The 21856-nt window shown below is 68.8% G+C and carries 21 protein-coding genes; 17 read left to right on the forward strand and 4 right to left on the reverse strand.

The genetic code is table 11. The annotated features are described in order from the left end of the window. Positions 1 to 48: 48 nt before the first annotated feature. Together HFGMBDPB_RS09965 and HFGMBDPB_RS09970 are read left to right on the forward strand one after the other, a co-directional pair. The gene (locus tag HFGMBDPB_RS09965) at positions 49 to 951 is read left to right on the forward strand and encodes an alpha/beta fold hydrolase (RefSeq protein WP_212645339.1); all 903 of its coding nucleotides are present in this window, start codon (positions 49 to 51) and stop codon (positions 949 to 951) included. A 388-nt stretch (positions 952 to 1339) separates the two neighbouring features. Continuing rightward, positions 1340 to 2848, forward strand: coding sequence for a YdgA family protein (locus tag HFGMBDPB_RS09970; protein WP_016446273.1), 1509 nt, complete (start codon positions 1340 to 1342; stop codon positions 2846 to 2848). Between the two features lie 40 nt (positions 2849 to 2888). Here HFGMBDPB_RS09970 and HFGMBDPB_RS09975 read toward each other — a convergent pair whose 3' ends face one another. Beyond that, the gene (locus HFGMBDPB_RS09975; RefSeq protein WP_016451548.1) at positions 2889 to 3677 is read right to left on the reverse strand and encodes an IclR family transcriptional regulator; all 789 of its coding nucleotides are present in this window, start codon (positions 3675 to 3677) and stop codon (positions 2889 to 2891) included. Between the two features lie 127 nt (positions 3678 to 3804). Between HFGMBDPB_RS09975 and HFGMBDPB_RS09980 the strand changes: the two genes are divergently transcribed. The 9 genes from HFGMBDPB_RS09980 to HFGMBDPB_RS10020 all read left to right on the forward strand — a co-directional run bounded on the left by HFGMBDPB_RS09980 (position 3805) and on the right by HFGMBDPB_RS10020 (position 12390). After that, positions 3805 to 4806: a Bug family tripartite tricarboxylate transporter substrate binding protein gene (locus HFGMBDPB_RS09980; protein ID WP_016451549.1), complete on the forward strand. Its 1002-nt coding sequence runs from the start codon at positions 3805 to 3807 to the stop codon at positions 4804 to 4806. Positions 4807 to 4883: 77 nt separating this feature from the next. Then, positions 4884 to 5819, forward strand: a complete 936-nt coding sequence (locus HFGMBDPB_RS09985; RefSeq protein ID WP_209802459.1) for an amidohydrolase family protein — start codon at positions 4884 to 4886, stop codon at positions 5817 to 5819. Further along, positions 5816 to 6814: a Bug family tripartite tricarboxylate transporter substrate binding protein gene (locus HFGMBDPB_RS09990; protein WP_212645340.1), complete on the forward strand. Its 999-nt coding sequence runs from the start codon at positions 5816 to 5818 to the stop codon at positions 6812 to 6814. The genes HFGMBDPB_RS09985 and HFGMBDPB_RS09990 overlap by 4 nt, the downstream gene beginning before the upstream one ends. A 48-nt stretch (positions 6815 to 6862) precedes the next feature. After that, positions 6863 to 7549: an RraA family protein gene (locus HFGMBDPB_RS09995; RefSeq protein ID WP_016451551.1), complete on the forward strand. Its 687-nt coding sequence runs from the start codon at positions 6863 to 6865 to the stop codon at positions 7547 to 7549. Continuing rightward, positions 7546 to 8478: an NAD(P)-dependent oxidoreductase gene (locus HFGMBDPB_RS10000; protein WP_212645341.1), complete on the forward strand. Its 933-nt coding sequence runs from the start codon at positions 7546 to 7548 to the stop codon at positions 8476 to 8478. The genes HFGMBDPB_RS09995 and HFGMBDPB_RS10000 overlap by 4 nt, the downstream gene beginning before the upstream one ends. Positions 8479 to 8548: 70 nt before the next feature. Continuing rightward, positions 8549 to 9553 carry a Bug family tripartite tricarboxylate transporter substrate binding protein gene (locus tag HFGMBDPB_RS10005; RefSeq protein ID WP_043790526.1) on the forward strand — a complete coding sequence of 335 codons (1005 nt, stop codon included), beginning with the start codon at positions 8549 to 8551 and terminating at the stop codon, positions 9551 to 9553. A gap of 39 nt (positions 9554 to 9592) precedes the next feature. Next, positions 9593 to 10549 carry a tripartite tricarboxylate transporter substrate binding protein gene (locus tag HFGMBDPB_RS10010; RefSeq protein ID WP_016446265.1) on the forward strand — a complete coding sequence of 319 codons (957 nt, stop codon included), beginning with the start codon at positions 9593 to 9595 and terminating at the stop codon, positions 10547 to 10549. Between the two features lie 4 nt (positions 10550 to 10553). After that, complete coding sequence (locus HFGMBDPB_RS10015) at positions 10554 to 11444, forward strand: amidohydrolase family protein (RefSeq protein ID WP_212645342.1); 891 nt, start codon at positions 10554 to 10556, stop codon at positions 11442 to 11444. A gap of 22 nt (positions 11445 to 11466) precedes the next feature. Continuing rightward, positions 11467 to 12390, forward strand: coding sequence for an SMP-30/gluconolactonase/LRE family protein (locus HFGMBDPB_RS10020; protein WP_212645343.1), 924 nt, complete (start codon positions 11467 to 11469; stop codon positions 12388 to 12390). A gap of 57 nt (positions 12391 to 12447) precedes the next feature. On the opposite strand, the gene HFGMBDPB_RS10025 is transcribed toward HFGMBDPB_RS10020, so the two are convergent. After that, positions 12448 to 12987 (reverse strand): PadR family transcriptional regulator, encoded by a 540-nt coding sequence (locus HFGMBDPB_RS10025; RefSeq protein ID WP_212645344.1) that lies wholly within the window; start codon positions 12985 to 12987, stop codon positions 12448 to 12450. A gap of 160 nt (positions 12988 to 13147) precedes the next feature. Between HFGMBDPB_RS10025 and HFGMBDPB_RS10030 the strand changes: the two genes are divergently transcribed. Both HFGMBDPB_RS10030 and HFGMBDPB_RS10035 read left to right on the forward strand, forming a co-directional pair. Then, the gene (locus HFGMBDPB_RS10030; protein ID WP_212645345.1) at positions 13148 to 15169 is read left to right on the forward strand and encodes an NADPH-dependent 2,4-dienoyl-CoA reductase; all 2022 of its coding nucleotides are present in this window, start codon (positions 13148 to 13150) and stop codon (positions 15167 to 15169) included. A 47-nt stretch (positions 15170 to 15216) separates the two neighbouring features. After that, the gene (locus tag HFGMBDPB_RS10035; RefSeq protein ID WP_154834156.1) at positions 15217 to 15657 is read left to right on the forward strand and encodes a nuclear transport factor 2 family protein; all 441 of its coding nucleotides are present in this window, start codon (positions 15217 to 15219) and stop codon (positions 15655 to 15657) included. 66 nt (positions 15658 to 15723) lie between these two features. Here the strand turns inward: HFGMBDPB_RS10035 and HFGMBDPB_RS10040 are convergent, their stop codons facing one another. Then, a complete protein-coding gene (locus tag HFGMBDPB_RS10040) occupies positions 15724 to 17175 on the reverse strand; it encodes a catalase (protein ID WP_016446259.1) in 1452 nt (483 codons plus the stop codon). A gap of 264 nt (positions 17176 to 17439) precedes the next feature. Further along, positions 17440 to 17982: a PAS and helix-turn-helix domain-containing protein gene (locus HFGMBDPB_RS10045; protein ID WP_016446258.1), complete on the reverse strand. Its 543-nt coding sequence runs from the start codon at positions 17980 to 17982 to the stop codon at positions 17440 to 17442. Positions 17983 to 18055: 73 nt separating this feature from the next. Here HFGMBDPB_RS10045 and HFGMBDPB_RS10050 point away from each other — a divergent pair, with 73 nt between their 5' ends. The 4 genes from HFGMBDPB_RS10050 (at position 18056) to imuA (ending at position 21853) form a co-directional block, all read left to right on the forward strand. Next, positions 18056 to 18763 carry a CoA transferase subunit A gene (locus HFGMBDPB_RS10050; protein WP_016446257.1) on the forward strand — a complete coding sequence of 236 codons (708 nt, stop codon included), beginning with the start codon at positions 18056 to 18058 and terminating at the stop codon, positions 18761 to 18763. 2 nt (positions 18764 to 18765) lie between these two features. Then, positions 18766 to 19404 carry a 3-oxoacid CoA-transferase subunit B gene (locus HFGMBDPB_RS10055; protein ID WP_012206068.1) on the forward strand — a complete coding sequence of 213 codons (639 nt, stop codon included), beginning with the start codon at positions 18766 to 18768 and terminating at the stop codon, positions 19402 to 19404. Positions 19405 to 19512: 108 nt separating this feature from the next. Further along, complete coding sequence (locus HFGMBDPB_RS10060; RefSeq protein WP_016451584.1) at positions 19513 to 20877, forward strand: HD-GYP domain-containing protein; 1365 nt, start codon at positions 19513 to 19515, stop codon at positions 20875 to 20877. A gap of 91 nt (positions 20878 to 20968) precedes the next feature. Beyond that, a complete protein-coding gene (imuA, locus tag HFGMBDPB_RS10065; RefSeq protein ID WP_016451585.1) occupies positions 20969 to 21853 on the forward strand; it encodes a translesion DNA synthesis-associated protein ImuA in 885 nt (294 codons plus the stop codon). The last annotated feature ends 3 nt before the right edge of the window (positions 21854 to 21856 follow it).

Genomic DNA, 21856 nt, shown 5'->3' on the forward strand with positions numbered 1-21856 from the left:
TAGCATGGCAGGCTGACAGTCATGAACAACGTAGAAGGAATCTCCGGGATGCACACAGATCCATGGATGCCGGGCCTGCGCCAGCAGCGCATCACGGTCGATGACGGGGTGGAGATCAACGCCTGGGTGGGCGGCCAGGGGCCGGCCCTGCTGCTGGTGCACGGCCACCCGCAGACCAGCGCCATCTGGCACCGCGTCGCGCCCCGGCTGGCGCAGCAGTTCACCGTGGTGCTGGCCGACCTGCGCGGCTATGGCGACTCCTCGCGCCCGGCCGGCGATCCCGAGCATGTGAGCTACAGCAAGCGCACCATGGCCCGCGACCTGCTGCGGTTGATGGCGCGGCTGGGCCATGAGCATTTCAGCGTGCTGGCGCATGACCGGGGCGCGCGCGTGGCGCACCGGCTGGCCATGGACTATCCCGCCAGCGTGCAGCGTCTGGTGCTGCTGGACATTGCGCCCACGCTGGCCATGTACGAGCAGACCGGCGAGGCCTTTGCGCGCGCCTACTGGCACTGGTTCTTCCTGATCCAGCCCGCGCCGCTGCCCGAGCGCCTGATCGAGGCCGACCCCGCCGCCTATGTGCGCGAGATCATGGGCCGGCGCAGCGCCGGCCTGGCGCCCTTCGATCCCCGGGCGCTGGCCGAGTACCAGCGCTGCCTGGCGCTGCCGGGCAGCGCGCACGGCATGTGCGAGGACTACCGCGCCTCGGCCGGCATCGACCTGAATCATGACCGCGAGGACCGCCGGCTGGGGCGCAGGCTGTCCATGCCGCTGCTGGTGCTCTGGGGCGAGGAGGGCGTGGTGCACCGCTGCTTCGATCCGCTGCGCGAGTGGCAGCTCGTGGCCGACGATGTGCGCGGCCGGCCGCTGGCCTGCGGGCACTACATTGCCGAGGAGGCGCCCGATGCACTGCTGGACGCGGCCCTGCCATTTCTGTTGCAGGCCGGGTGAGTGCGGTCATTGCTGGCTTTCGGGACTGCATTCAGGCAAGCCGACAAAAAAGGGCAAAGAGGGCAAAGGTGCATTCGCACCATATCTGGGGAGACATAGCGTTCTCCATGGATTCAATTGGTATGCCAATCGTGTCCGGAAAAGGTAAGCAATTGAAAAAACCGCATGCCTGCTGCCCGCATGCAATGCCCAGGTCCCAATCCTTGAAAGCCGCTGGAGACAAGGCCTGGCAAGGGCTGGGCAACGCCTTGCGCCCATAGGGGACCACCGCACAAGGTGCAGGCGGGCCAATGCGCAGCCCATTGCCGATGCATGGTGAAACGCCGAACTGATACAGTCGCGCGGCCCGCCCGAGGGGGAGGGTCTTATTCATCACGGGATATTCACAATGAGCAACAAGAAAACCGCAGTGGCTGCTGCCGTGGCATTGGCCGTCGTGGCCTATGGAGGAACCACCTGGTATACGGGCCAAAGGGCCGAGTCCGGCTACAAGGATGCCGTGGCCGAATTGCGCAAGGTGCTGGGCGAGAAGGCCGTCGTGACCGACGAATACCACAAGGGATTCCTGTCGTCCCAGGCCAAGCTGGTGCTGCAGTGGCCTGCGGCTGGCGAGGCCGATGCGCCCGCCGCTGCAGACGCCGGCGCAGAAGCCGCCCCCAAGCCCGTGCGCCTGGTGGTGGACACCACGGTGCGCCACGGCCCGCTGGCCGGTGGCCGCCTGGCGGCAGCGGTGTCGGAGACGCGCTTTGCGCTCGACGGCCTGGACGAAAAGAGCCGCCAGACCCTGGCCAAGGCTGTCGCTCCCACGCTGACCAGCGTGCACCACTTCACGGGCGGCCAGGATGTGCGCCTGCTGCTGCCTGCAGGCGAGATGGGCGACAACGAAGTCACCATGCGCTGGCAGGAAATGGTGCTGGACACGGCCCTGGGCGGTGGCAGCGTCAAGGGCACCTGGCGCTGGCCCGAGGTGGCCCTGCTGGGCCTGCCCAGCCGCGACAAGTCCATGGGCGTGGAAGAGGAAGAGGGCGAGGAGGAGGAATCCGACAACGACGAGGCCATCGCTGCCCAGCCGGCCGCAGCGCCGGTGGAGCGCACCAGCATCGTGCTCACGGGCCTGGAAAGCAGCTTCGAGAACAAGGTCATCGACGGCCTGTGGGGCCTGGGCCCCGGCAAGGCCAGCGTGCGCATCGCCCGCTTCGGCATGAGCAGCACGCCCGCCGAAGGCGGCGAGGCCAAGACGCTGCTGGACCTCAAGAACGTGGACGGCAGCTCGGTCATCGAGTCCGACAAGACCACGCTGGGCATGACCACCCAGGTCAAGGGCACGGGCCGTATCGGCCCCATCGATTTCGAGTCCGTGGGCTACGAGGAAAAGATCCAGCGCCTGGACATCGAGGCGCTGCGCGGCTTCCAGCGCGTCATGGTCGAGGGCTACCGCAAGGAGGGCCTGGCCAAGGCACTGGAATCGCTGGAAGAGCAGGGCATGGGCGTGCTGATGCAGAACGCCCCGCGCCTGGTGGCGGCCCTGCCGGCCTACTCCATGAAGCTGCAGGCCACCTACCAGGGCCAGACCGGCCACCTGGAGTACGGCGCCGAAGTGCAAAGCGCGCCCACGCAGGAGCAGGTCGCCCAGGCCGGCTGGATGCCGGCGCTGCTCAAGACCTCGGCACTGCAGGCCAATGCCAGCCTACCCAAGGCCTGGCTGGAGCCGCTGATCAAGGCATCGGGCAAGCCCGATGTCTCGGCCGAGGATGTGGAAGGCATGCTGGGCATGGCCCAGGCCACGGGCTATGCCCGCCTGGAAGGCGACAAGCTGGTCAGCGCGCTCAAGATGCAGGCCGGCCAGGTCACGCTCAACGGCAAGCCCATCGCCCTGCCCATGGGCGCGCTGCAGTAAGCGGCCATCCACCTTCGGGGCGTCGCCCCGGAAGGGGTTCTCAGGGATGCCACTGGCTGGCGCGCACCACGGGGGCCTGTGTGCTGGCGCTGCCCGCCAGCGCATAGGACAGCTGGTTGGCCGCCGCCACCACCGTCTGCGCCATGGCTTCCAGCCGGGCCTCGGGCAGGCGCGATGCCGGCCCGGAGATGCACACCGACCCCATCAGCCGCCAGTGCATGCCGAACACCGGCGCCGACACCGTGGCCACGCCCTGTTCGCGCTCGCCGATGGACCAGTGGTAGCCGCGCTGGCGGATCTGCTCGTACACCGGCCCCGGCTCGCCTGAAAACGCCAGGATCACGCGCCCCGGCGAGCCCTGGTCCAGCGGCAACCCCTCGCCCATGCGCGCATGGTGGCGCAGGGCCTGCGGCCCTTCCACGCGCACGAGGCAGGTGCGCACATTGCCTTCGCGCACATAGAAGGCCGCGCTCTCGCCGCTGGCCTGCGTGAGCGCGCGCAGCGCGGGCTCCAGCACGTTCTGCACATCGAAGCCCGCCTGGTAGCGCGCACCCAGCCAGCCAGCGGCCGGGCCCAGGCGCCAGTCCCCATCGTCCCTTTGCACCATGAAGCCCGACTGCGCCAGCGTGCGCGCCAGCCGCAGCACCGTGGTCTTGTGCAGCGCGCAGCGCCGGCTCAGTTCCGCCAGGGACAGGTGCGACTCCCCGAGGGCGAAGGCGCCAAGCAGCTGCAAGGCACGCGTGACGGCGATGACGCCGCCGTCCTTGGCCGCGCTGGCCTTGTCATCGGGTGGCTGCGCCGGGGAAGGGGTGCTGGGGGGCTTGTTCATGGTGCAAGGCATGCAATTGGTTGCGCTGTATGAAACAGCATTGTATAGGTTGAAACGTTTTCATAAAGTTCGTCCCACGCACCGCAGCCATGCGGGCGTTGGACACAACAAACGGAGACAAACCGCCATGCCGATTCCCTCGCTTTCGCGTTGCCTCAACGCACGCCTTCTTGCCGTCCTGGTCGGCGTTGCCGCCATCGTGCCCATGGGCGCTGCCCAGGCCCAGGACGCCTATCCCCGCAAGCCCATCCGCCTGGTCGTGCCGTTTCCGCCCGGTGGCGGCACGGACATGATCGCGCGCACCGTGGCCCAGCGGCTGGCGGACCACAACAAGTGGACCGTGGTGGTGGACAACCGGCCCGGGGCCGGCGGCAACCTGGGCGTGGACGCCGTGGCCAAGGCCGCGCCGGACGGCCATACTCTGGTCATGGGCCAGACCAGCAACCTGGCCATCAACCCCTCGCTGTACGCCAAGCTGCCCTATGACCCGCTGAAGGATCTGGTGCCCGTGGCGCTGGTGGCTTCCGCGCCCATCGTCATGGCCGCGCCGGCCAACTCGCCCTACAAGACCTTTGCCGACCTGGTCAAGGCCGCCAAGGCCAAGCCCGACGGCCTCACGCTGGGCTACCCGGGCAACGGCACGGTGGCGCACCTGGCCGGCGAACTGGCCGAGAACGCGGCCGGCATCAAGCTGCGCCATGTGCCCTACAAGGGCGCAGCCCAGGCCATGACCGACCTGGTGGGCGGGCAGATCGATTTCTACATGTCCGCCGTGCCCACGCTGCTGGGCCAGGTGCGCAACGGCAAGCTGCGCGCGGTGATGGTCACCTCGCTCAAGCGCTCCGCCCAGCTGCCGCAGACGCCCACGCTGGCCGAGTCCGGCTACCAGGATTTCGAGGCCGTCACCTGGTTCGGGGTGCTGGCGCCGGCCGGGACGCCCCAGGCCATCGTGCAGCAGCTGAACAAGGCCATCAACGATGCGCTGCTGGTGCCCGAGGTGGCCGAGAAGCTGCGCTCCGAAGGCGGCGAGGTGCTGGGCGGCTCGTCCGAGAAGTTCGCCGCGCTGCTGCGCGCCGAGGTGCCGCGCTGGGCACGCATCGTCAAGGACTCGGGCGCCAGCCTGGACTGAGCCCGGGGCAGGGGCGCCAGCCCTTTCGCTTCCTTCTCGCTCCCACCTCCCTTCCTTTCCTCCATCGAGATCTCGCCATGGACTGCGACAGCCTTGCCGTGCCCGTCCGTTTCTCGCAGGGCAGCGCCCGGCCCCGTGCCGTGCTGCCCCCGGATGCCTGCGACTGCCATGTGCATGTCTATGACGGCCGCTACCCGGCAGCCCCGGGCGCGCGGCTGCTGCCGCCCGACGCCTCGGCCGGCGACTACCGCGCACTGCAGCGGCGCCTGGGCACCTCGCGCTGCGTGCTGGTCACGCCGTCCACCTACGGCAGCGACAACCGCTGCATGTTGGACGGGCTGGCCGCCCTCGGCCCGCAGGCGCGGGGCGTGGCCGTGATCGATGGCAGCGAAAGCGATGACCAGCTGCAGCGCCTGCACGGCCTGGGCGTGCGCGGCGTGCGGCTGAACCTGTCGCTGGGCGTGACGGGCACGGCCGAGCTGCTGGTGCCGCTGGCCCGCCGCATTGCGCCGCTGGGCTGGCATCTGCAACTGCTGATGGCGCCGGACCTGCTGGCGTCGCTGGCCGGCGTGCTGCGGCAATTGCCGGTGCCGCTGGTGTTCGACCACTTCGGCCGCATCGCCCCCGAGCAGGCGGGGCGCCATGCGGGCCATGCGCTGCTGCTGGAGCTGCTGGAGGGTGGCAGGGCCTGGGTCAAGTTGTCCGGCGGCTACATCGTCAGCGCGCTGCAGTCGGTCGAAGACCCGGCGCTGGACGCCCTGGCCGCCAGCTATCTGCGCTGCGCGCCCGAGCGTGTGCTCTGGGGCAGCGACTGGCCGCATGTCAGCGCCTCGGCAGGCATGCAGCCCCTGCCTGATGACGCCCGCCAGATCGACCGCCTGGCCGACTGGACCTCCCATGCCGGCGGTGCCGCCACGCTGCGGCGCGTGCTGGTGGACAACCCGCGGGCGCTGTACGGCTTCGAGACCGCAGCGCCGCCATTGCATTGCACACAAGCAGGAGACAAACCATGAACACCTTCCATCCCACGCGCCGCACCCTGCTGGCCGCAGGGGGCGCCGCCCTGCTGGGGCCGCTGTGCAGCGCCGCCGTCCACGCGCAGCCCGCATGGCCGGCAGGCAAGCTCATCACCTGGGTCGTGCCCTATCCGCCCGGCGGCAGCACCGATGTGCTGGGCCGCCAGGTGGCACTGCACCTGGGCAAGGCCCTGGGCAGCACCGTGATCGTGGACAACCGCGCGGGCGCCACGGGCACCATCGGCGCGGCCTACGTGGCCAAGGCGGCGCCGGACGGCCACACGCTGCTGGGCACCTCCATCGGCCCGCAGGCGATCGCGCCCCACCTCATGGGCAAGCTGCCCTATGACCCGATTGCGGGCTTCGAGCCCGTCATCACCATCGGCACCATTCCCCATTTGCTGGTGGTGGGCGCGGCCCAGCCCTTCCAGTCGGTGGCCGATCTGCTGGCCGCCGCCAAGGCGCAGCCGGGCCAGCTGGCCTTTGCCTCGGGCGGCAGCGGAACCATCTTGCAGATGCAGGGCGAGCTGCTGCAAAGAAAGGGCGGCGTGCGCTTCATCCATGCGCCCTACAAGGGCGACACGCCCGCGCTGCAGGACACGCTGGCGGGCCAGGTGCAGTTCATGTTCGCCCCCGTGGCCGCGGCGCTGCCCCATGTGCAGGGCGGCAAGCTGCGTGCGCTGGCCGTGACCTCGGCGGCGCGCCTGAAGGCCCTGCCTGATGTGCCCACCATGGCCGAAGCCGGCATCGGCGACTTCGTGGTCGAACAGTGGCAGGCCGTCTTTGCGCCGGCCAGGACGCCGGCCGCCATCGTGCAGCGGCTGAACCAGGAGATCGGCCTGGCGCTCAGGGACCCGGCCGTCGTGGCACTGGCCGAGCGGCTGGGCGTGACCCTGGTCGGCGGCACGTCCCGGCAATTGGGCGAGCTGCAGAAATCCGACTCCGCCAAGTGGGCCCAACTCATCCGCGAGGCCGGCATCAAGGCCGACTGACGCGCGCACATCTTTCTGTTTTCCTTCACCTCATCTCACTGGACCATCATGAGCCAACTCCCAGAAATCATCCGTGACATAGAGCGCGTGGACGCCCAAGTCGTGCAGCGCGCAGCCGGCTTTCAGGCCGCCATCCTGGCCGACGTGGCGGGCCGCCGCGGCACCATGCATTCGCGCGTGGCGCCCGTGCACCAGGGCATGAAAGTGGCCGGCCCGGCCTTCACCGTCGAGGTGCGTCCCGGCGACAACCTCATGATCCACGCCGCCATCGCGCTGGCCCGGCCCGGCGACGTGCTGGTCATCGACGGCAAGGGCGACCAGACCGCCGCGCTGATGGGCACGCTGATGCTCAGCGCCTGCAAGAAGCTGGGCCTGGCCGGCGTCATCGTGGACGGCGCCATCCGCGACCGCCTGGAGCTGCTGGAGCTGGACTTCCCCGTGTTCAGCGCAGGCTTCAATCCCGCGGGCCCGACCAAGTTCGTGCCGGGCCGCATCAACCACGCCATCTGCGCTGGTGGCACGACAGTTCACCCGGGCGACCTGGTGGTGGGCGATGCCGATGGCGTGGTCGTCATCGAGCGCGCCAAGGCACCCGCCATGCTGGAGCTGGCCGTGAAGAAGGTGGCCGACGAGGCCGCCCGCATCGAGGCCATTGCGCGCGGCGACACGGCATCGAAGTGGCTGCCCGCGGCCCTGCGCGCGGCCGGCGTGCTCAAGGAAGGGGAATCGCTGTGAGCACCGTCATCGTCACCGGCGCCGATCTGGCGCCACAGGCCCTGGACCTGCTGGCCCGGCACGACATCGTCTATGCGGGCAAGACGCCCACCGAAGAGGACCTGGTTGCGCTGTGCCGCGCCCATGATCCCGTGGCCATCATCTTGCGCTACGGCAAGGTGGGCGCGGCCGTGATGGACGCGGCGCCCTCGCTGCGCGTGATCTCCAAGCACGGCAGCGGCACGGACACCATCGACAAGGCGGCCGCCGCCGAACGCGGCATTGCCGTGGTGGCCGCCGCGGGCGCCAATGCGGCGGCCGTGGCCGAGCAGGCACTCGCGCTGCTGCTGGCCTGCGCCAAGTCGGTGGTGGCGCTGGACGCCCGCATGCACGCAGGCCACTGGGACAAGGCCACGCACAAGAGCCTGGAGCTGGGCGGGCGCACCGTGGGCCTGGTGGGGCTGGGCGCCATCGGCCTGCGCTTTGCGCGCATGGCCGATGCGCTGGGCATGCGCGTGATCGGCTTCGATCCCTTCGCAAAGAACCTGCCCGCCTACGTGCAGCCCGTGGACCTGGAAACCATCTGGCGCGAGTCCGACGCGATTTCGCTGCACTGCCCGCTGACCGAGGAAAACCGGGGCATGCTCGGCGCCTCCACGCTGGCGGCCTGCAAGCGCGGCGTGATCGTGGTCAACACCGCACGCGGCGGCCTGATCGACGAGGCCGCGCTGCTGGCCGCCGTGCGCTCGGGCCAGGTGGCGGCCGCAGGGCTGGACAGCTTTGCGGTGGAGCCCATGGTGGCCGGCCACCCGTTCCAGGGCGAAAGGAACTTCGTGCTCAGCCCCCATATCGGCGGCGTGACCGGCGATGCCTACGTGAACATGGGCGTGGGCGCGGCCCGCAATGTGCTGGAGGTGCTGGCCCGCGTGCCTGCGGCGGCCGGCGCCTGAGCCAGGGCAGGGGCGCCGTGCGCGCCCTTGGCCCATGCATGTGCATGCATGTGATTTGAGGAGACAAGCGATGTCGAGGAATTTCCAAGAGGTCCGCCGCCTGGCCTTGCGCGGCGGCCTGCTGGCCGCCGTGGGGCTGGCCGTGCTGGGCGCCCAGCCCGCGCTGGCGCAGAAGGACTATCCGGCCAAGCCCGTGCGGCTGGTCGTGGGCTTTGCGGCGGGCGGCCCCACCGACGTGGTGGCGCGCGCCTTTGCCGACCATGCGGGCAAGGCGCTGGGCCAGCCCTTCGTGGTGGACAACAAGCCCGGGGCCAACACCATACTGGCCGCGCAGGCCGTGGCTGGCGCGCCGGCCGATGGCTATACGCTGCTGTTCGGCGCCACCAACCACAGCATGATCCCGGCGCTGTACCAGGGCCGCGTGAAGTTCGACGTGGTGCGCTCGTTCCGGCCGCTGTGCACGGTGGCCAGCAGCCCCACGGTGCTGGTCGTGGGGCCGGGCATGCCGGCGCGCAACCTGCAGGATTACATGGGCCAGGCACGCAGCCGGCCCGGCAGCGTCACGGCTGGCACGGCGGGCATGGGCAGTTCGGGCCATTTCGCCACCGAGATGTTTGCGCGGGCCAAGAGCCTGAAGCTCAACCACGTGCCCTACAAGGGCGCGGCTCCCGTGGTGACCGACCTCATGGGCGGCCAGCTCGACAGCTCCTTCGCCACGCTGGGCTCGGTGCTGCCCCAGGTGCGCAGCGGCAAGCTCACGGCGCTGGCCGTGGCCTCGCCCAGGCGCGCGTCCCTGCTGCCCCAGGTGCCCACCTTTGCCGAAGCGGGTGGCGGCGACTACTCGGCCGATGTCTGGTACGGCGTGCTCGCGCCGGCCGGCATTCCCGACGGCGCGGCCCAGGCGCTGGAGCGTGTGGCCGTGGAGTTCGCCAAGAGTGCATCGGCCGCGGAAAAGCTGCACGGCCTGGGCATGGATGCCGAGTCCAGCTGCGGCAGCGCCTTCGCGCAGCGCGTGGCCAGCGAAGCGGCCTCCTATGCGCAGATCGCCCGCGAACTGAACCTGAAGGCGGATTGATTCGGCCGCCGCCCCCTCTAAAAAATGTGGAGACAAGCCATGAAATTCCTTGCCAGAACCCTGATCGCGGCCTGCGCCCTGGCCGCCGCCGTGGCCCAGGCCGCCTTTCCCGAGCGTCCCATCACCCTGGTCGTGCCCTATGCGCCCGGCGGCGGCGCCGACGCGGCCGCGCGCCTGCTGGCCACGCGCATGGGCGCGCGGCTGGGCACCAGCATCATCGTGGACAACCGGCCCGGGGCCAGCGGCACGATTGGTGCCAGCCAGGTGGCCAAGGCGCGCGCCGATGGCTACACGGTGCTCTACGACGCCACGCCGTTTTCCATCAACCCGCATCTGTTTGCCAAGCTGCCCTATGCGCGCAGCGCGCTGCAGCCGCTGTCGCTGGTGCTGCTCATGCCCAATGTGGTCGTGGTGAAGGCCGATTCGCCCGTGCGCAGCGTGGCCGACCTGGCGGCCAGGGCCAAGGCGCAGCCGGGCAAGATCAACTTCGCCTCGGGCGGCAGCGGCACGGTGCAGCGCCTGGCGGCCGAGCTGTTCCGCCAGCGGCTGGAGCTGGACATGGTCCATGTGCCCTACAAGAGCGGCGGGCCGGCCATTGCCGATGTGATGGGCGGGCAGGTGGACTTCATGTTCGGCACCATGGCGGCCACCTATCCGCTGGTCACGGGCGGCAAGCTGCGCGCCCTGGCCGTGGCGGCGCCCCAGCGCTCGGCGCGCCTGCCCGATGTGCCCACCGTGTCCGAGACCGTGATTCCCGGCTACGAGGCCTATGAGTGGAACGGCATCTTCCTGCCCACGGGCACGCCCGAGCCCGTGGCCGCGCGCCTGCACCAGGCGCTGTCCGAGGTGCTGCAGGAAGCCGAGGTGCGCCAGCGCCTGAGCGACCTGGGCGCCCAGCCCATGGCATCGACGCCGGCCGAGTTCGCCGCCTTCCTCCAGAAGGAAGACGCCAAGTGGGGCGAGGTGGTGCGCAAGGGCGCCATCGTGCTGGACTGAGCGCATGGGCATGACCGACATCGCCATGGCCGTGCCGCACTCGGCCGGCACGAGCAGGCCTGCGCGCACGCTGCCGCCCCTGGCTTGCGACAGCCACATGCACATCTTCGATGCGCGCTTTGCGCCGTCGCCGCACTGGCCGCGCACGCCTCCGCAGGCCGACGTGGCCATGTACCGTCAACTGCAGCGGCGCCTGGGCACCTCGCGCGCCGTGGTGGTCACGCCCTCGACCTATGGCACGGACAATGCCTGCACGCTGGATGCGCTGGAGCGCCTGGGCGATGATGCGCGCGGCGTGGCCGTGGTCGCCCACGATGTGGCCGATGCCGAGCTGGACCGGCTGGCCGCGCACCGCGTCTGCGGGCTGCGCGTGAACTTTGTCTCGCCGCAGTCCTGGGGCGAGACCACGGCCCACATGCTGGTCACGCTGGCGCACCGGATCGCACGGCTGGGCTGGCATGTGCAGGTCTTCGTGCAGCCCGAACAGCTGGTGGCGCTGGAGCCCGTGCTGGGCGCGCTGCCCGTGCCCCTGGTCGTGGACCACCTGGGCCGCATCGACCCGGCTGAAGGCATGGAGGGCGCGGCCCATGCCGCGCTGCGCCGGCTGCTCGATGGCGGCAACACCTGGGTCAAGCTCTCCGGCGCCTATATGCGTTCATCGGTGGGTGGCCCCTCCTATGCCGACATGCTGCCGCTGGGCCGCGACCTGGTGCGCGCCGCACCCGAGCGCCTGGTCTGGGGCAGCGACTGGCCGCACACCACCGAGGCGCCGGGCTCCGTCGACGATGCCGATCTGGTCGATCTGCTGCAGGCCTGGGCGGGCACGGACGAGGCCATGGACCGCATCCTGGTCGACAATCCAGCGCGCCTGTACGGTTTCAGCGCCATCCCCTGAAATCCCGAGAAAGACAAGCACCATGTTCCTGCTGCAAGCCCCCCAGGTCTGCGAACTCGAATCGTTCACCGCCATGCCCGACGCCCTGCGCCGCCCCGAGCGCAGCGACTGGGCCGATGCCAACCGGGGCGGCGCCGTCACCGACTCCTTCCTCGAGGGGCCGGTGTTCGACGGCGCCGGCAACCTGTACGTGGCCGACATTCCCTGGGGCCGCGTGTTCCGCATCGATCCGCAAGGCGCCTGGACCCTGGTGGCCGAGTACGACGGCGAGCCCAACGGCATGAAGTTCCTTGACGAGCGCACGCTGCTGATCACCGACTACAAGAACGGCCTGATGTGCCTGGAGGTGGCCACGGGGCGCGTCAGCCCCTATCTGCAGCGGCGCAACAGCGAGCGTTTCAAGGGCGTGAACGACCTGGTCTTCGATGCCGAAGGCAACCTCTACTTCACCGACCAGGGCCAGAGCGGCCTGCACGATCCCAGCGGCCGCCTGTACCGCCTGCGTCCGGACGGCCGGCTGGACCTGCTGCTGGCCAACGTGCCCAGCCCCAACGGCGTGGCGCTGTCGCCCGATGGCCGCGTGCTCTACCTGGCCGTGACGCGCGGCAACTGCGTCTGGCGCGTGCCCCTGCTGCCCGATGGCAGCGTGGCCAAGGTGGGGCAGTTCTTCACCTCCTACGGCCCCAGCGGCCCCGACGGGTTGGCCGTGGATGACCAGGGCCGGCTGCTGGTGGCCAACCCGGGCCTGGGCCTGGTGTGGGTGCTCAACCACCGTGCCGAGCCCGTGCAGGTGCTGCGTGGCGTGCCGGGAAGCTCGCTCACCAACCTGGCCTTTGGCGGTGCGGACCGCCGCACGCTGCATGTGACGGACTCCACGCACGGGCGCATTCTGCGTGTCCGGCTGGAGGCGCCGGGGCTGGTGCTGCACGGCTTGAACAAGGGCTGAGGCGGCCGTCGAGACCTTCTCAGCCGTCTCGGCCGTCTCAGCCGTCGCAACCGCTCCTCAGGGCCTGGCCGGCATGTCCAGGATCTCCCGGGTTTCCTGCAGCAGGCCTATCCACAGCTGCTCCTGCTGTATGCCGGCCTTGAGCACCAGGTGCTGCAGCCGCCGCTCGCGCGTGGGCGGCTTGTCCAGGAAGTCGCGCTGCTCCAGGCGCTGGTAGACGTCCAGCTGCGCCTGGTGCAGTGCCAGCAGCCGCTGCACTTCGTCCTGCAGTCCGCAGGGCCCCACCACCGCCTCGGCACGCAGGCGCACCATCCATTCCTCGCGCAGCGGCTTGGGGTCTTCCTGCTCGGCCACCCAGCGCTTGAGCTCCTTGCGGCCGGTGGGAAGGATGCGGTACTGGCGCTTGCGGCCCCGGCCGGATTCGGCGGGCAGGGCCTCTATCCATTGCGCCTCTTCCAGCCGCGCGAGTTCGCGGTAGATCTGCTGGTGCGTGGCATTCCAGAAATAGCCGATGGAGCGGTCGAAGCGCTCGGCAAGTTCCGAGCCCGAGCAGGGGTGCTCGACCAAGGCGGTGAGAAGGGCGTGTGGCAGGGACATCGGCAACAAAGGGACTGGCGCTGGGCGCCATCTTACGGGCCTGCATGGAGGCGCGGCCAAGCGCTGCGGTCATTTCTGCAATTTTTTGCGCAACCAGTTGCATAAATAAAGGAGGCTGACTACATTCATGCAATCAGTTGCATAAAAAAGCGAGACAGGCATGACCCACTACCCCCACCTGAATGCCGAACTGGACCTGGGCTTCACCACGCTCAGAAACCGCGTGCTCATGGGCTCCATGCACGTGGGCCTGGAAGAGGCGCCCAACGGTTTCGAGCGCATGGCCGCCTTCTACGCCGAGCGCGCGCGCGGCGAGGTGGGCTTGATCGTCACGGGCGGCATCGCCCCCAATGAGCGCGGCCGGCCCATGAAGGGCGGCGCCATGATGGTCAATGAGCACGAGGCGGACCAGCACCGCATCGTCACGCAGGCCGTCCATGCCGAGGGCGGCAAGATCGCCATGCAGATCCTGCACTTCGGCCGCTACGCCTACCAGCCCGGGCTGGTGGCGCCCAGCGCGCTGCAGGCGCCCATCAACCCCTTCGTGCCGCATGCGCTGACGGGCGACGAGGTGGAGCAGACCATCGAGGACTTCGTGCGCTGCGCAGCCCTGGCCCGGCACGCGGGCTACGACGGCGTGGAGATCATGGGCTCGGAGGGCTACCTGATCAACGAGTTCATCGCAGCGCGCACCAACCACCGCGATGACGAATGGGGCGGCAGCTACGCGGGCCGCATGCGCTTTGCGGTGGAGATCGTGCGGCGCACGCGCCAGCGCGTGGGGCGGGACTTCATCATCATCTACCGCCTGTCCATGCTGGACCTGGTGGAAGGCGGCTCCACGCTGGAGGAAGTGATCGCGCTGGCCCAGGCCATCGAGGCCGCGGGCGCCACGCTGCTGAACACGGGCATAGGCTGGCACGAGGCGCGCATCCCCACCATCGCCACCAAGGTGCCGCGCGCCGCCTATGCCTGGGTCACGCAGCGCGTGATGGGGCAGGTGGGCATCCCGCTGATCACCTCCAACCGCATCAACACGCCCGAAGTGGCCGAGCGCCTGCTGGCCGAGGGCTATGCCGACATGGTCTCCATGGCCCGGCCGCTGCTGGCCGATGGCGACTTCGTGCGCAAGGCACGCCAGGGCCGTGCCGACGAGATCAACACCTGCATTGCCTGCAACCAGGCCTGCCTGGACCATACCTTTGGCGGCAAGATCACCTCCTGCCTGGTCAACCCGCGCGCCTGCCATGAGACCGAGCTGGTGATTGCGCCCGCGCCCGCCGCCAAGCGCATCGCCGTGGTGGGCGCCGGCCCGGCGGGCCTGAGCTTTGCCGTCACCGCCGCGCAGCGCGGCCATGCGGTGACCTTGTTCGATGCGGCCAGCGAGATCGGCGGGCAGTTCAACATTGCCAAGAAGGTGCCCGGCAAGGAGGAGTTCCACGAGACGCTGCGCTACTTCCGCCGCCAGCTGGAGCTGGGCGGCGTGGCGCTGCAATTGGGCCACCGCGTGGAGGCGGCCCAGCTCATCGAGGGCGGCTATGACGAGATCGTGCTGGCCACGGGCATACGGCCGCGCGTTCCCGCCATCGACGGCGTGGACCATCCCAAGGTGCTCGGCTATCTGGACGTGCTGCAGGGCGACAGGCCCGTGGGCGAGCGCGTGGCCATCATCGGCGCGGGCGGCATCGGCTTCGATGTGGCCGAGTACCTGACCCATGCCGGCGACAGCGGCGCCGTGGCGCCCCGCAAGTTCTATGCGGAGTGGGGCATAGACACGGACTACGCCCAGGCCGGCGGCCTGGCGCAGCCGCAGGCCCAGCCCTCGCCGCGCCGCGTGCACCTGCTGCAGCGCAAGTCCACCAAGGTGGGCGACCAACTGGGCAAGACCACGGGCTGGATACACCGCACCTCGCTGAAGGCACGCAGCGTGGCCATGGGCTCGGGCGTGGCCTATGAGCGCATCGACGACGCCGGGCTGCACATCACCGTGGACGGCCAGCCGCAACTGCTGGAGGTGGACAACGTCGTGCTCTGCGCGGGCCAGGAGCCGCAGCGCGAGCTGCATGCGGCCCTGAGCGCGGCGGGCTGCAGCGTGCACCTGATCGGCGGCGCCGACGTGGCGGCCGAACTCGACGCCAAGCGCGCCATCGTGCAAGGCACCACGCTGGCGGCCAGCCTTTGAGGGCGCCGCCCGATTCCGTTTTCCACCTCAACCACCAGGAGACAAGCATGTCCCAGCCCCCGAAGAACGCCCATCCCGCAGTCGCCCGCTCCCTGGAGCTGTGGCATCGCATGGTTGCCGCCAGCGACCTGGGCGAGCTGCACACCATCGTCCATCCCGATGCGGTGTTCCGCTCGCCCATGGCCAACACGCCCTATGCCTCGGCAGCCGCGCTGATGCTGGCGCTGTCCACCGTGGTCCAGGTCTTCGAGAACTTCACCTACCACCGCCAGATGGCCAGCGATGACGGCCTGGACGTGGTGCTGGAGTTCAGCGCCAGCGTGGGTGGCAAGAACCTCAAGGGAATCGACTTCATCCGCTTCGACGAGCAGGGGCTGATCCGGGAATTCGAGGTCATGGTGCGCCCCATGAGCGGCCTGCAGGCCCTGGGCTCGGAGATGGGCAAGCGGCTGGGCGACAAGCTTCCCGCCTTCAAGGCCGTGGCCTGAGGGCAGGGCGTGCCATGAAAAACGCCCCCGAAGTTTCGGGGGCGTTTTGCCGTGGGCGTCAGCCGGTCAGAGCGTGCCGGCCTTCTGGCGGGCGATGGCATCGGCCACGCCCTTGCCGTAGGCGGGGTCAGCCTGGGTGCAGTGCGCTATGTGCTTTTGCACGATGTGCTCGGACACGCCGGCGATGTTGCGCGCCGTGTTCTCGAACAGGCGCTGCTGCGCATCGGGCGTGAGCAGGCGGAACAGGTCGCCGGGCTGGGTGAAGTAGTCGGCATCGTCCTCGCGGTAGTTCCAGCGGTCGGCCGCGCCGTTGAGGGCCAGCGGCGGCTCGGCGAAGGCCGGCTGCTCCTGCCACTCGCCCTTGGTGTTGGGCTCGTAGGCGATGGTGCCGCCGTAGTTGCCGTCCACGCGCATGGCGCCGTCCCGGTGGTAGGCGTGGTAGGGGCAGCGCGGCGCGTTCACGGGGATCTGGTGGTGGTTCACGCCCAGGCGGTAGCGCGCGGCATCGCCGTACGAGAACAGGCGCGACTGCAGCATGCGGTCGGGCGAGGGGCCGATGCCCGGCACCAGGTTGGCCGGCGTGAACGAGGCCTGCTCCACATCGGCGTGGTAGTTGCGCGGGTTGCGGTTGAGCTCCATCACGCCCACTTCGATCAGCGGGTAGTCCTTCTTGCTCCAGACCTTGGTCAGGTCGAAGGGGTGGAAGCGGTAGGTCTCGGCTTCATGCTCGGGCATGATCTGCACGCACAGCTTCCAGCGGGGGAACTCGCCGCGGTCGATGGCCTCGAGCAGGTCGCGCTGGCTGCTTTCACGGTCGGAGGCGACGACGGAGGCCGCCTCGGAATCGGTGAAGTTCTCGATGCCCTGCTGGCAGACCCAGTGGAACTTGACCCAGTGGCGCTCGTTGCTGGCGTTGATGAAGCTGTAGGTATGCGAGCCGAAGCCGTGCATGTGGCGGTAGCCGCGCGGAATGCCCCGGTCGCTCATGACGATGGTGATCTGGTGCAGCGCCTCGGGCAGGCCGGTCCAGAAGTCCCAGTTGTTCTCGGGCGAGCGCAGGTTGGTGTAGGGATCGCGCTTGACGGCCTTGTTCAGGTCCGGGAACTTGAGCGGGTCGCGGAAGAAGAACACCGGCGTGTTGTTGCCCACCAAGTCCCAGTTGCCTTCCTCGGTATAGAGCTTGACGGCGAAGCCACGGATATCGCGCTCGGCGTCGGCCGCGCCGCGTTCGCCGGCCACGGTGGAAAAGCGCGCGAACACTTCGGTCTGCTTGCCGATGTCGGAGAACACCTTGGCGCGGGTGTAGCGCGTGATGTCACCCGTCACGGTGAAGGTGCCGAAGGCGCCCGAGCCCTTGGCGTGCATGCGGCGCTCGGGAATCACTTCGCGGTTGAAGTGGGCCATTTTTTCCAGATGCCACAGGTCCTGCAGCAGCATCGGGCCACGCGGGCCGGCCGTGAGCGAGTCCTGGTTGTTGGCAACCGGGGCACCTGCGGCGGTGGTGAGCTTGTGGGTCATGGTCTCTCCTTGATCGAGGGGTGGTAGCGGCGCCGGCTTGCACGCAGGCAGCGCGGCGCTTGGAAAATCAATAGCTGCGTGCTATCGAATTGCTTTTATTGTTGTTTCGTTCTATGGATGCGGCAAGGCTTTGGCGATTGGCAAATCTCAACTGCGCCATAGCCAAAAAATTTCACCGCACCCCGCCTGCGTCGTGCCGGGCATGCTTTTTGCCAAGGCATTGTGTTGCGCGGGCGGATGCGGCCCGTGTAGGCCGTCGCCCTGTCAGCCCGAGACCAGCTTGTGGACCAGATCGGCGGCCGTGGAGGCGCCGTACTTGCGCATCAGCCGTGCGCGGTAGATCTCCACCGTGCGGTGGCTGATGGCCAGGGCACGGCCGATTTCCTTGGAGGTCAGGCCTTCCAGCAGGCGGGCGGCCACCTCGCGCTCGCGCCCCGTGAGTTCGGCCTTGACGGGGCGCTGGGCGCTGAGGTCCTCGAAGCTCCAGATGCCCGAGGCATGCGGGTCGCTGCGGTCCAGCGTGCGGCCCGTGACATGGCACCAGAACGTTTCGCCGTTGGCGCGCTTCATGATGCGGTTGTCCGAATAAAAGCCCCTTGCATTGAGAATGGGCGCGATGCGCGCGCCCAGCCGCTCATACTCGTCGGCGCTGGGGTAGAGGATCTGGAAGGTCTGGCCGATCAGCACCTCGCGCGAGGCCTCGAACATCTCGCAGACCTGGCGGTTGCAGTCGATCATGGTGCGGTTGCGCGAGATCACGAGACCGACGGGGGCGGCCTCGAACGCCAGCCTGTAATCTATATCCATGGGCAAATCTTTACGAAAAACTACTTATGCAAGTACGTAGTATCGTAGCGCATCCAATCTGAAGGAGACATGTGTGAAAAAGCTCTACCCCTCTGCGGAGCAGGCGCTCCAGGGCGTCGTGGCCGACGGGCAATTGCTGGCTGTGGGAGGCTTCGGCCTGTGCGGCATTCCCGAGGCCCTGATCGACGCGCTGCGTGACAGCGGCGTCAAGGGCCTGACGGTGATTTCCAACAACGCGGGCGTGGACGGCTTTGGCCTGGGCAAGCTGCTGGAGACGCGCCAGATCAAGAAGATGATCTCGTCGTATGTGGGCGAGAACAAGGAGTTCGAGCGCCAGTACCTGGCCGGCGAGCTGGAGCTGGAATTCACGCCCCAGGGCACGCTGGCCGAGAAGCTGCGCGCAGGCGGCGCCGGCATTCCCGCCTTCTTCACCAAGACCGGCGTGGGCACCATGGTGGCCGAGGGCAAGGAGCTGCGCGAGTTCGACGGCGAGACCTATGTGATGGAGCGCTCGCTCGTGCCCGATGTCTCCCTGGTCAAGGCCCACCGTGCCGACAAGAGCGGCAACCTGCAGTTCCGCCTGACGGCGCGCAACTTCAACCCTGCCGCCGCCACGGCCGGCAAGGTCTGCATCGTGGAAGTGGAGGAGGTGGTCGAGGTCGGCGAGATCGCACCGGACGACATCCACCTGCCCGGCATCTACGTGCACCGCATCGTGCACAACCCGAACCCCGAAAAGCGCATCGAAAAGCGCACCATCACAGAAAAACAAGGAGCCTGACCATGCCGTGGACCCAAGACCAGATGGCCGCCCGCGCGGCCCAAGAACTCGAAGACGGCTTCTACGTCAACCTGGGCATCGGCATTCCCACCCTGGTGGCCAACCACACGGGTGACAAGGAAGTGTGGCTGCAGTCCGAGAACGGCATGCTGGGCATCGGCCCCTTCCCGACCGAGGATGCCGTGGACGCCGACCTGATCAACGCCGGCAAGCAGACCGTGACGACGATTGCCGGCTCGTCCATCTTCGGCAGCGACCAGTCGTTCGCCATGATCCGCGGCGGCAAGATCAACCTGTCCATCCTGGGCGCCATGCAGGTGTCCGAGAAGGGCGACCTGGCCAACTGGATGATCCCCGGCAAGATGGTCAAGGGCATGGGCGGCGCCATGGACCTGGTGGCGGGCGTCAAGCGCGTCATCGTGCTCATGGAGCATGTGGCAAAGAAGAAGGACGGCACGACCGACCTCAAAATTCTTCCCGCCTGCACTCTGCCTTTGACCGGCGTGGGCGTGGTGGACCGTATCATCACCGACCTGGGAGTGATGGACGTGACGCCGCAGGGCCTGAAGCTCGTGGAACTGGCCCCCGAAGTGAGCTTCGAGGACATCCAGTCTAAGACCGGCGTGACGCTGATTCGCTGATGTTGCCGTGCTGTGCAGTGCCTGCCTGGTGCAGGCCTGCGCGACAAGAGCCCGCCTTGCGCGGGCTCTTTTGCTTATATTTCAGATTTCGAGCCAATGGGAGCCTCTATGACGGATGTCGCGGCCGTGCGCAATCCACCGACAGCGCAGGGATGGAAGGACGAGGGCGTGCATTTCCTGCGCGCCGTCACCGACATGGCCGAGCATTGCAACGTGGTGACCGGCGAGCCCATCTTCAACGACAAGGGCGTCAAGCTCGTGGACAAGGGCGCGCGCATCGACAGCAACATGTACGAGCGCCTGGTCAAGCACAAGCTGCGCGACCCCATCGACAAGCACCTGGGCGTGGACAACCGCGTGGACGTGCTGGCCATCGAGGCCCAGGCCATGGTGCAGTGCGAAACCGTGGACCTGATGCGCCGCCTGGTGCAGTCGCTGGGCGGCACGGACCGGCTGCTGGCGCCGCTGCGCCTGATGGTGCTGCCGCCGCAGATCGCCTTCAAGCTCACGGTCATGCGCGAGCAGCGCCCCGAGCTGTTCGCCCACAGCCTGCAGATGATGCTGGTGGCCGTCTACCTGGCGCTGCAAAGCGAATGGAGCGAGCGTGAATGCGGCCCGCTGGCCACGGCGGCCCTGCTGCACGATGTGGGCATGCTCTACATGGACCCGGCCTGGACCGACCCCAACTACCGGCTCACGGGCGCCGAGCGCAAGCACCTGGTGGCGCACTCGGTCACGGGCATGCTCATCATGCGGGGCGCGGGCGCGTATTCGCAGGACGTGGAAATGGCCGTGCTCGAGCACCACGAGCGCATGGACGGCACGGGCTATCCGCGCGGCGTGCATGGCGAAGCCATCTCCAAAATGGGCCGGATCCTGTTGCTGGCCGAGGTGGTCTCGGCCTTCTTCGACAAATTCCAGGACCTGCCCGGCCAGCGCCTGTCGCTGATGCTGCGCATGAACCACCGCCGCTATCCGGCCGATCTGGTCGGCATCCTGCTGCCGCTGCTTTACGACGAGATCTCGCCGGGCACGCCGCTGCCGCCGCTGCAGGCCGAGGTCACGCACAGCGTGGCAGCGCTGTCGGCCGCCTTCCAGATGTGGGACACGTTCAGCCAGGCCTTTCCCGAGCGCTGGCAGGCCATGCCCGACCACCAGGCGGCCGTCTACATCGACTCCAGCATCGGCAGCCTGCAAAAGCAGCTGGCCGAGGCCGGCCTGCACCCGAACCAGCAGACCGACCTGCTGGCCTACCTCAAGGACGACGTGCAGGGCATGAGCGAGCTGGCACTGCTCAGCCGCGAGGCCCTGTGGCAGCTGCAGGCCATTGTCAACGCCTGCCTGCGCCGCTGGCCCGCCATCAACGCCCGCACCCACGCCGTGGACACGGCGGTCGCGCAATGGTGCGAAGCCTGCATGCAGATCGACGCCACGCCGCCGCCGGGTGGGGCAGCAGGAACAACTGCGCATTGAGGCAGCCGGGCTTGCCCGGCTTTTTTACGGCCGTGGAGCTGTGGGGAAATCAAGAGTGCTGTATATTTGTACAGTATCTTGAGAATTCCCCATGACCACGACACACGCCTTTCAACCTGCGCAGTCTGCCTCCCTGGCGGGCGCGGCGCGTGTGCTGCCTCAGTTGCAGGGCGTGTGGCGTGGCGATGGCTGGCAGCAGGCGCTGCAGCAGCGGGTCCAGCCTTCGGGCCATGCGCTGCTGGATGCGCAATTGCCGGGCGGGGGCTGGCCGCTGGGCGCCATGGTCGAGCTGCTGCAGCCCGCCCATGGCCATGCCGAATGGCCGCTGCTGCTGCCGGGCCTGGCGGCCCTGATGCAGCGCAGCGCGGGCCAGGTGGTGCTGGTGGCGCCGCCTTGCAGGCCTTTTGCTCCGGGACTGGAAGCGGCGGGCGTGGCGGCGCACCGGCTGTGCTGCGTGGAGGCCGATACCCACCCTGGCGCCCACCCCGGCGCCCACCCGGCAGGCGATGGGGCAGGGCTGGCCTGGGTCTGTGAGCAGGCACTGCGCTGCCGCGACGTGCTGGCCGTGCTGGCCTGGCTGCCGGCCGGTCTGCCCATGGCCACGCTGCGCCGGCTGCAATGGGCGGCCGCTGCGCAGGGGCGCATTCTGTGGCTGTGGCGCGAGGCCTCGGCCGCCCTGCAGACGGTGGCCTCGCCCGCGCCGCTGCGGCTGCGCGTGGAGACAGAGTTGGGGGAGCCGGGCGAAGGCGGCACGCCAGCCTGCCTGCGCGTGCAGTTGCTCAAGCGCCGGGGGCCTGCGCTGGAGCATCCCTTGAAACTGCCGCTGCACCACTGGGCCTGGCAGGACGTGCTGCAGGCCCAGGCCCTGCGGCGCACCCGGCAGGCGGGCGAGGCGCAGCGCTGGCTTCATGGACACGGGCAACTGCTGCCCGCCGAGGCGCCCGCCCTGCAGGCGGCAGCGCACACCCTGGGATGAGAT

The sequence above is a fragment of the Delftia sp. PE138 genome (assembly GCF_018320755.1).
Lineage (GTDB): Bacteria > Pseudomonadota > Gammaproteobacteria > Burkholderiales > Burkholderiaceae_C > Comamonas > Comamonas tsuruhatensis.

Coding starts and splice junctions, on each gene's coding strand:
- HFGMBDPB_RS09965 (WP_212645339.1), top strand. CDS start 49: ATGCACACAGATCCATGGATGCCGGGCCTGCGCCAGCAGCGCATCACG.
- HFGMBDPB_RS09970 (WP_016446273.1), top strand. CDS start 1,340: ATGAGCAACAAGAAAACCGCAGTGGCTGCTGCCGTGGCATTGGCCGTC.
- HFGMBDPB_RS09975 (WP_016451548.1), bottom strand. CDS start 3,677: ATGAACAAGCCCCCCAGCACCCCTTCCCCGGCGCAGCCACCCGATGAC.
- HFGMBDPB_RS09980 (WP_016451549.1), top strand. CDS start 3,805: ATGCCGATTCCCTCGCTTTCGCGTTGCCTCAACGCACGCCTTCTTGCC.
- HFGMBDPB_RS09985 (WP_209802459.1), top strand. CDS start 4,884: ATGGACTGCGACAGCCTTGCCGTGCCCGTCCGTTTCTCGCAGGGCAGC.
- HFGMBDPB_RS09990 (WP_212645340.1), top strand. CDS start 5,816: ATGAACACCTTCCATCCCACGCGCCGCACCCTGCTGGCCGCAGGGGGC.
- HFGMBDPB_RS09995 (WP_016451551.1), top strand. CDS start 6,863: ATGAGCCAACTCCCAGAAATCATCCGTGACATAGAGCGCGTGGACGCC.
- HFGMBDPB_RS10005 (WP_043790526.1), top strand. CDS start 8,549: ATGTCGAGGAATTTCCAAGAGGTCCGCCGCCTGGCCTTGCGCGGCGGC.
- HFGMBDPB_RS10010 (WP_016446265.1), top strand. CDS start 9,593: ATGAAATTCCTTGCCAGAACCCTGATCGCGGCCTGCGCCCTGGCCGCC.
- HFGMBDPB_RS10015 (WP_212645342.1), top strand. CDS start 10,554: ATGGGCATGACCGACATCGCCATGGCCGTGCCGCACTCGGCCGGCACG.
- HFGMBDPB_RS10020 (WP_212645343.1), top strand. CDS start 11,467: ATGTTCCTGCTGCAAGCCCCCCAGGTCTGCGAACTCGAATCGTTCACC.
- HFGMBDPB_RS10025 (WP_212645344.1), bottom strand. CDS start 12,987: ATGTCCCTGCCACACGCCCTTCTCACCGCCTTGGTCGAGCACCCCTGC.
- HFGMBDPB_RS10030 (WP_212645345.1), top strand. CDS start 13,148: ATGACCCACTACCCCCACCTGAATGCCGAACTGGACCTGGGCTTCACC.
- HFGMBDPB_RS10035 (WP_154834156.1), top strand. CDS start 15,217: ATGTCCCAGCCCCCGAAGAACGCCCATCCCGCAGTCGCCCGCTCCCTG.
- HFGMBDPB_RS10040 (WP_016446259.1), bottom strand. CDS start 17,175: ATGACCCACAAGCTCACCACCGCCGCAGGTGCCCCGGTTGCCAACAAC.
- HFGMBDPB_RS10045 (WP_016446258.1), bottom strand. CDS start 17,982: ATGGATATAGATTACAGGCTGGCGTTCGAGGCCGCCCCCGTCGGTCTC.
- HFGMBDPB_RS10055 (WP_012206068.1), top strand. CDS start 18,766: ATGCCGTGGACCCAAGACCAGATGGCCGCCCGCGCGGCCCAAGAACTC.
- HFGMBDPB_RS10060 (WP_016451584.1), top strand. CDS start 19,513: ATGACGGATGTCGCGGCCGTGCGCAATCCACCGACAGCGCAGGGATGG.
- imuA (WP_016451585.1), top strand. CDS start 20,969: ATGACCACGACACACGCCTTTCAACCTGCGCAGTCTGCCTCCCTGGCG.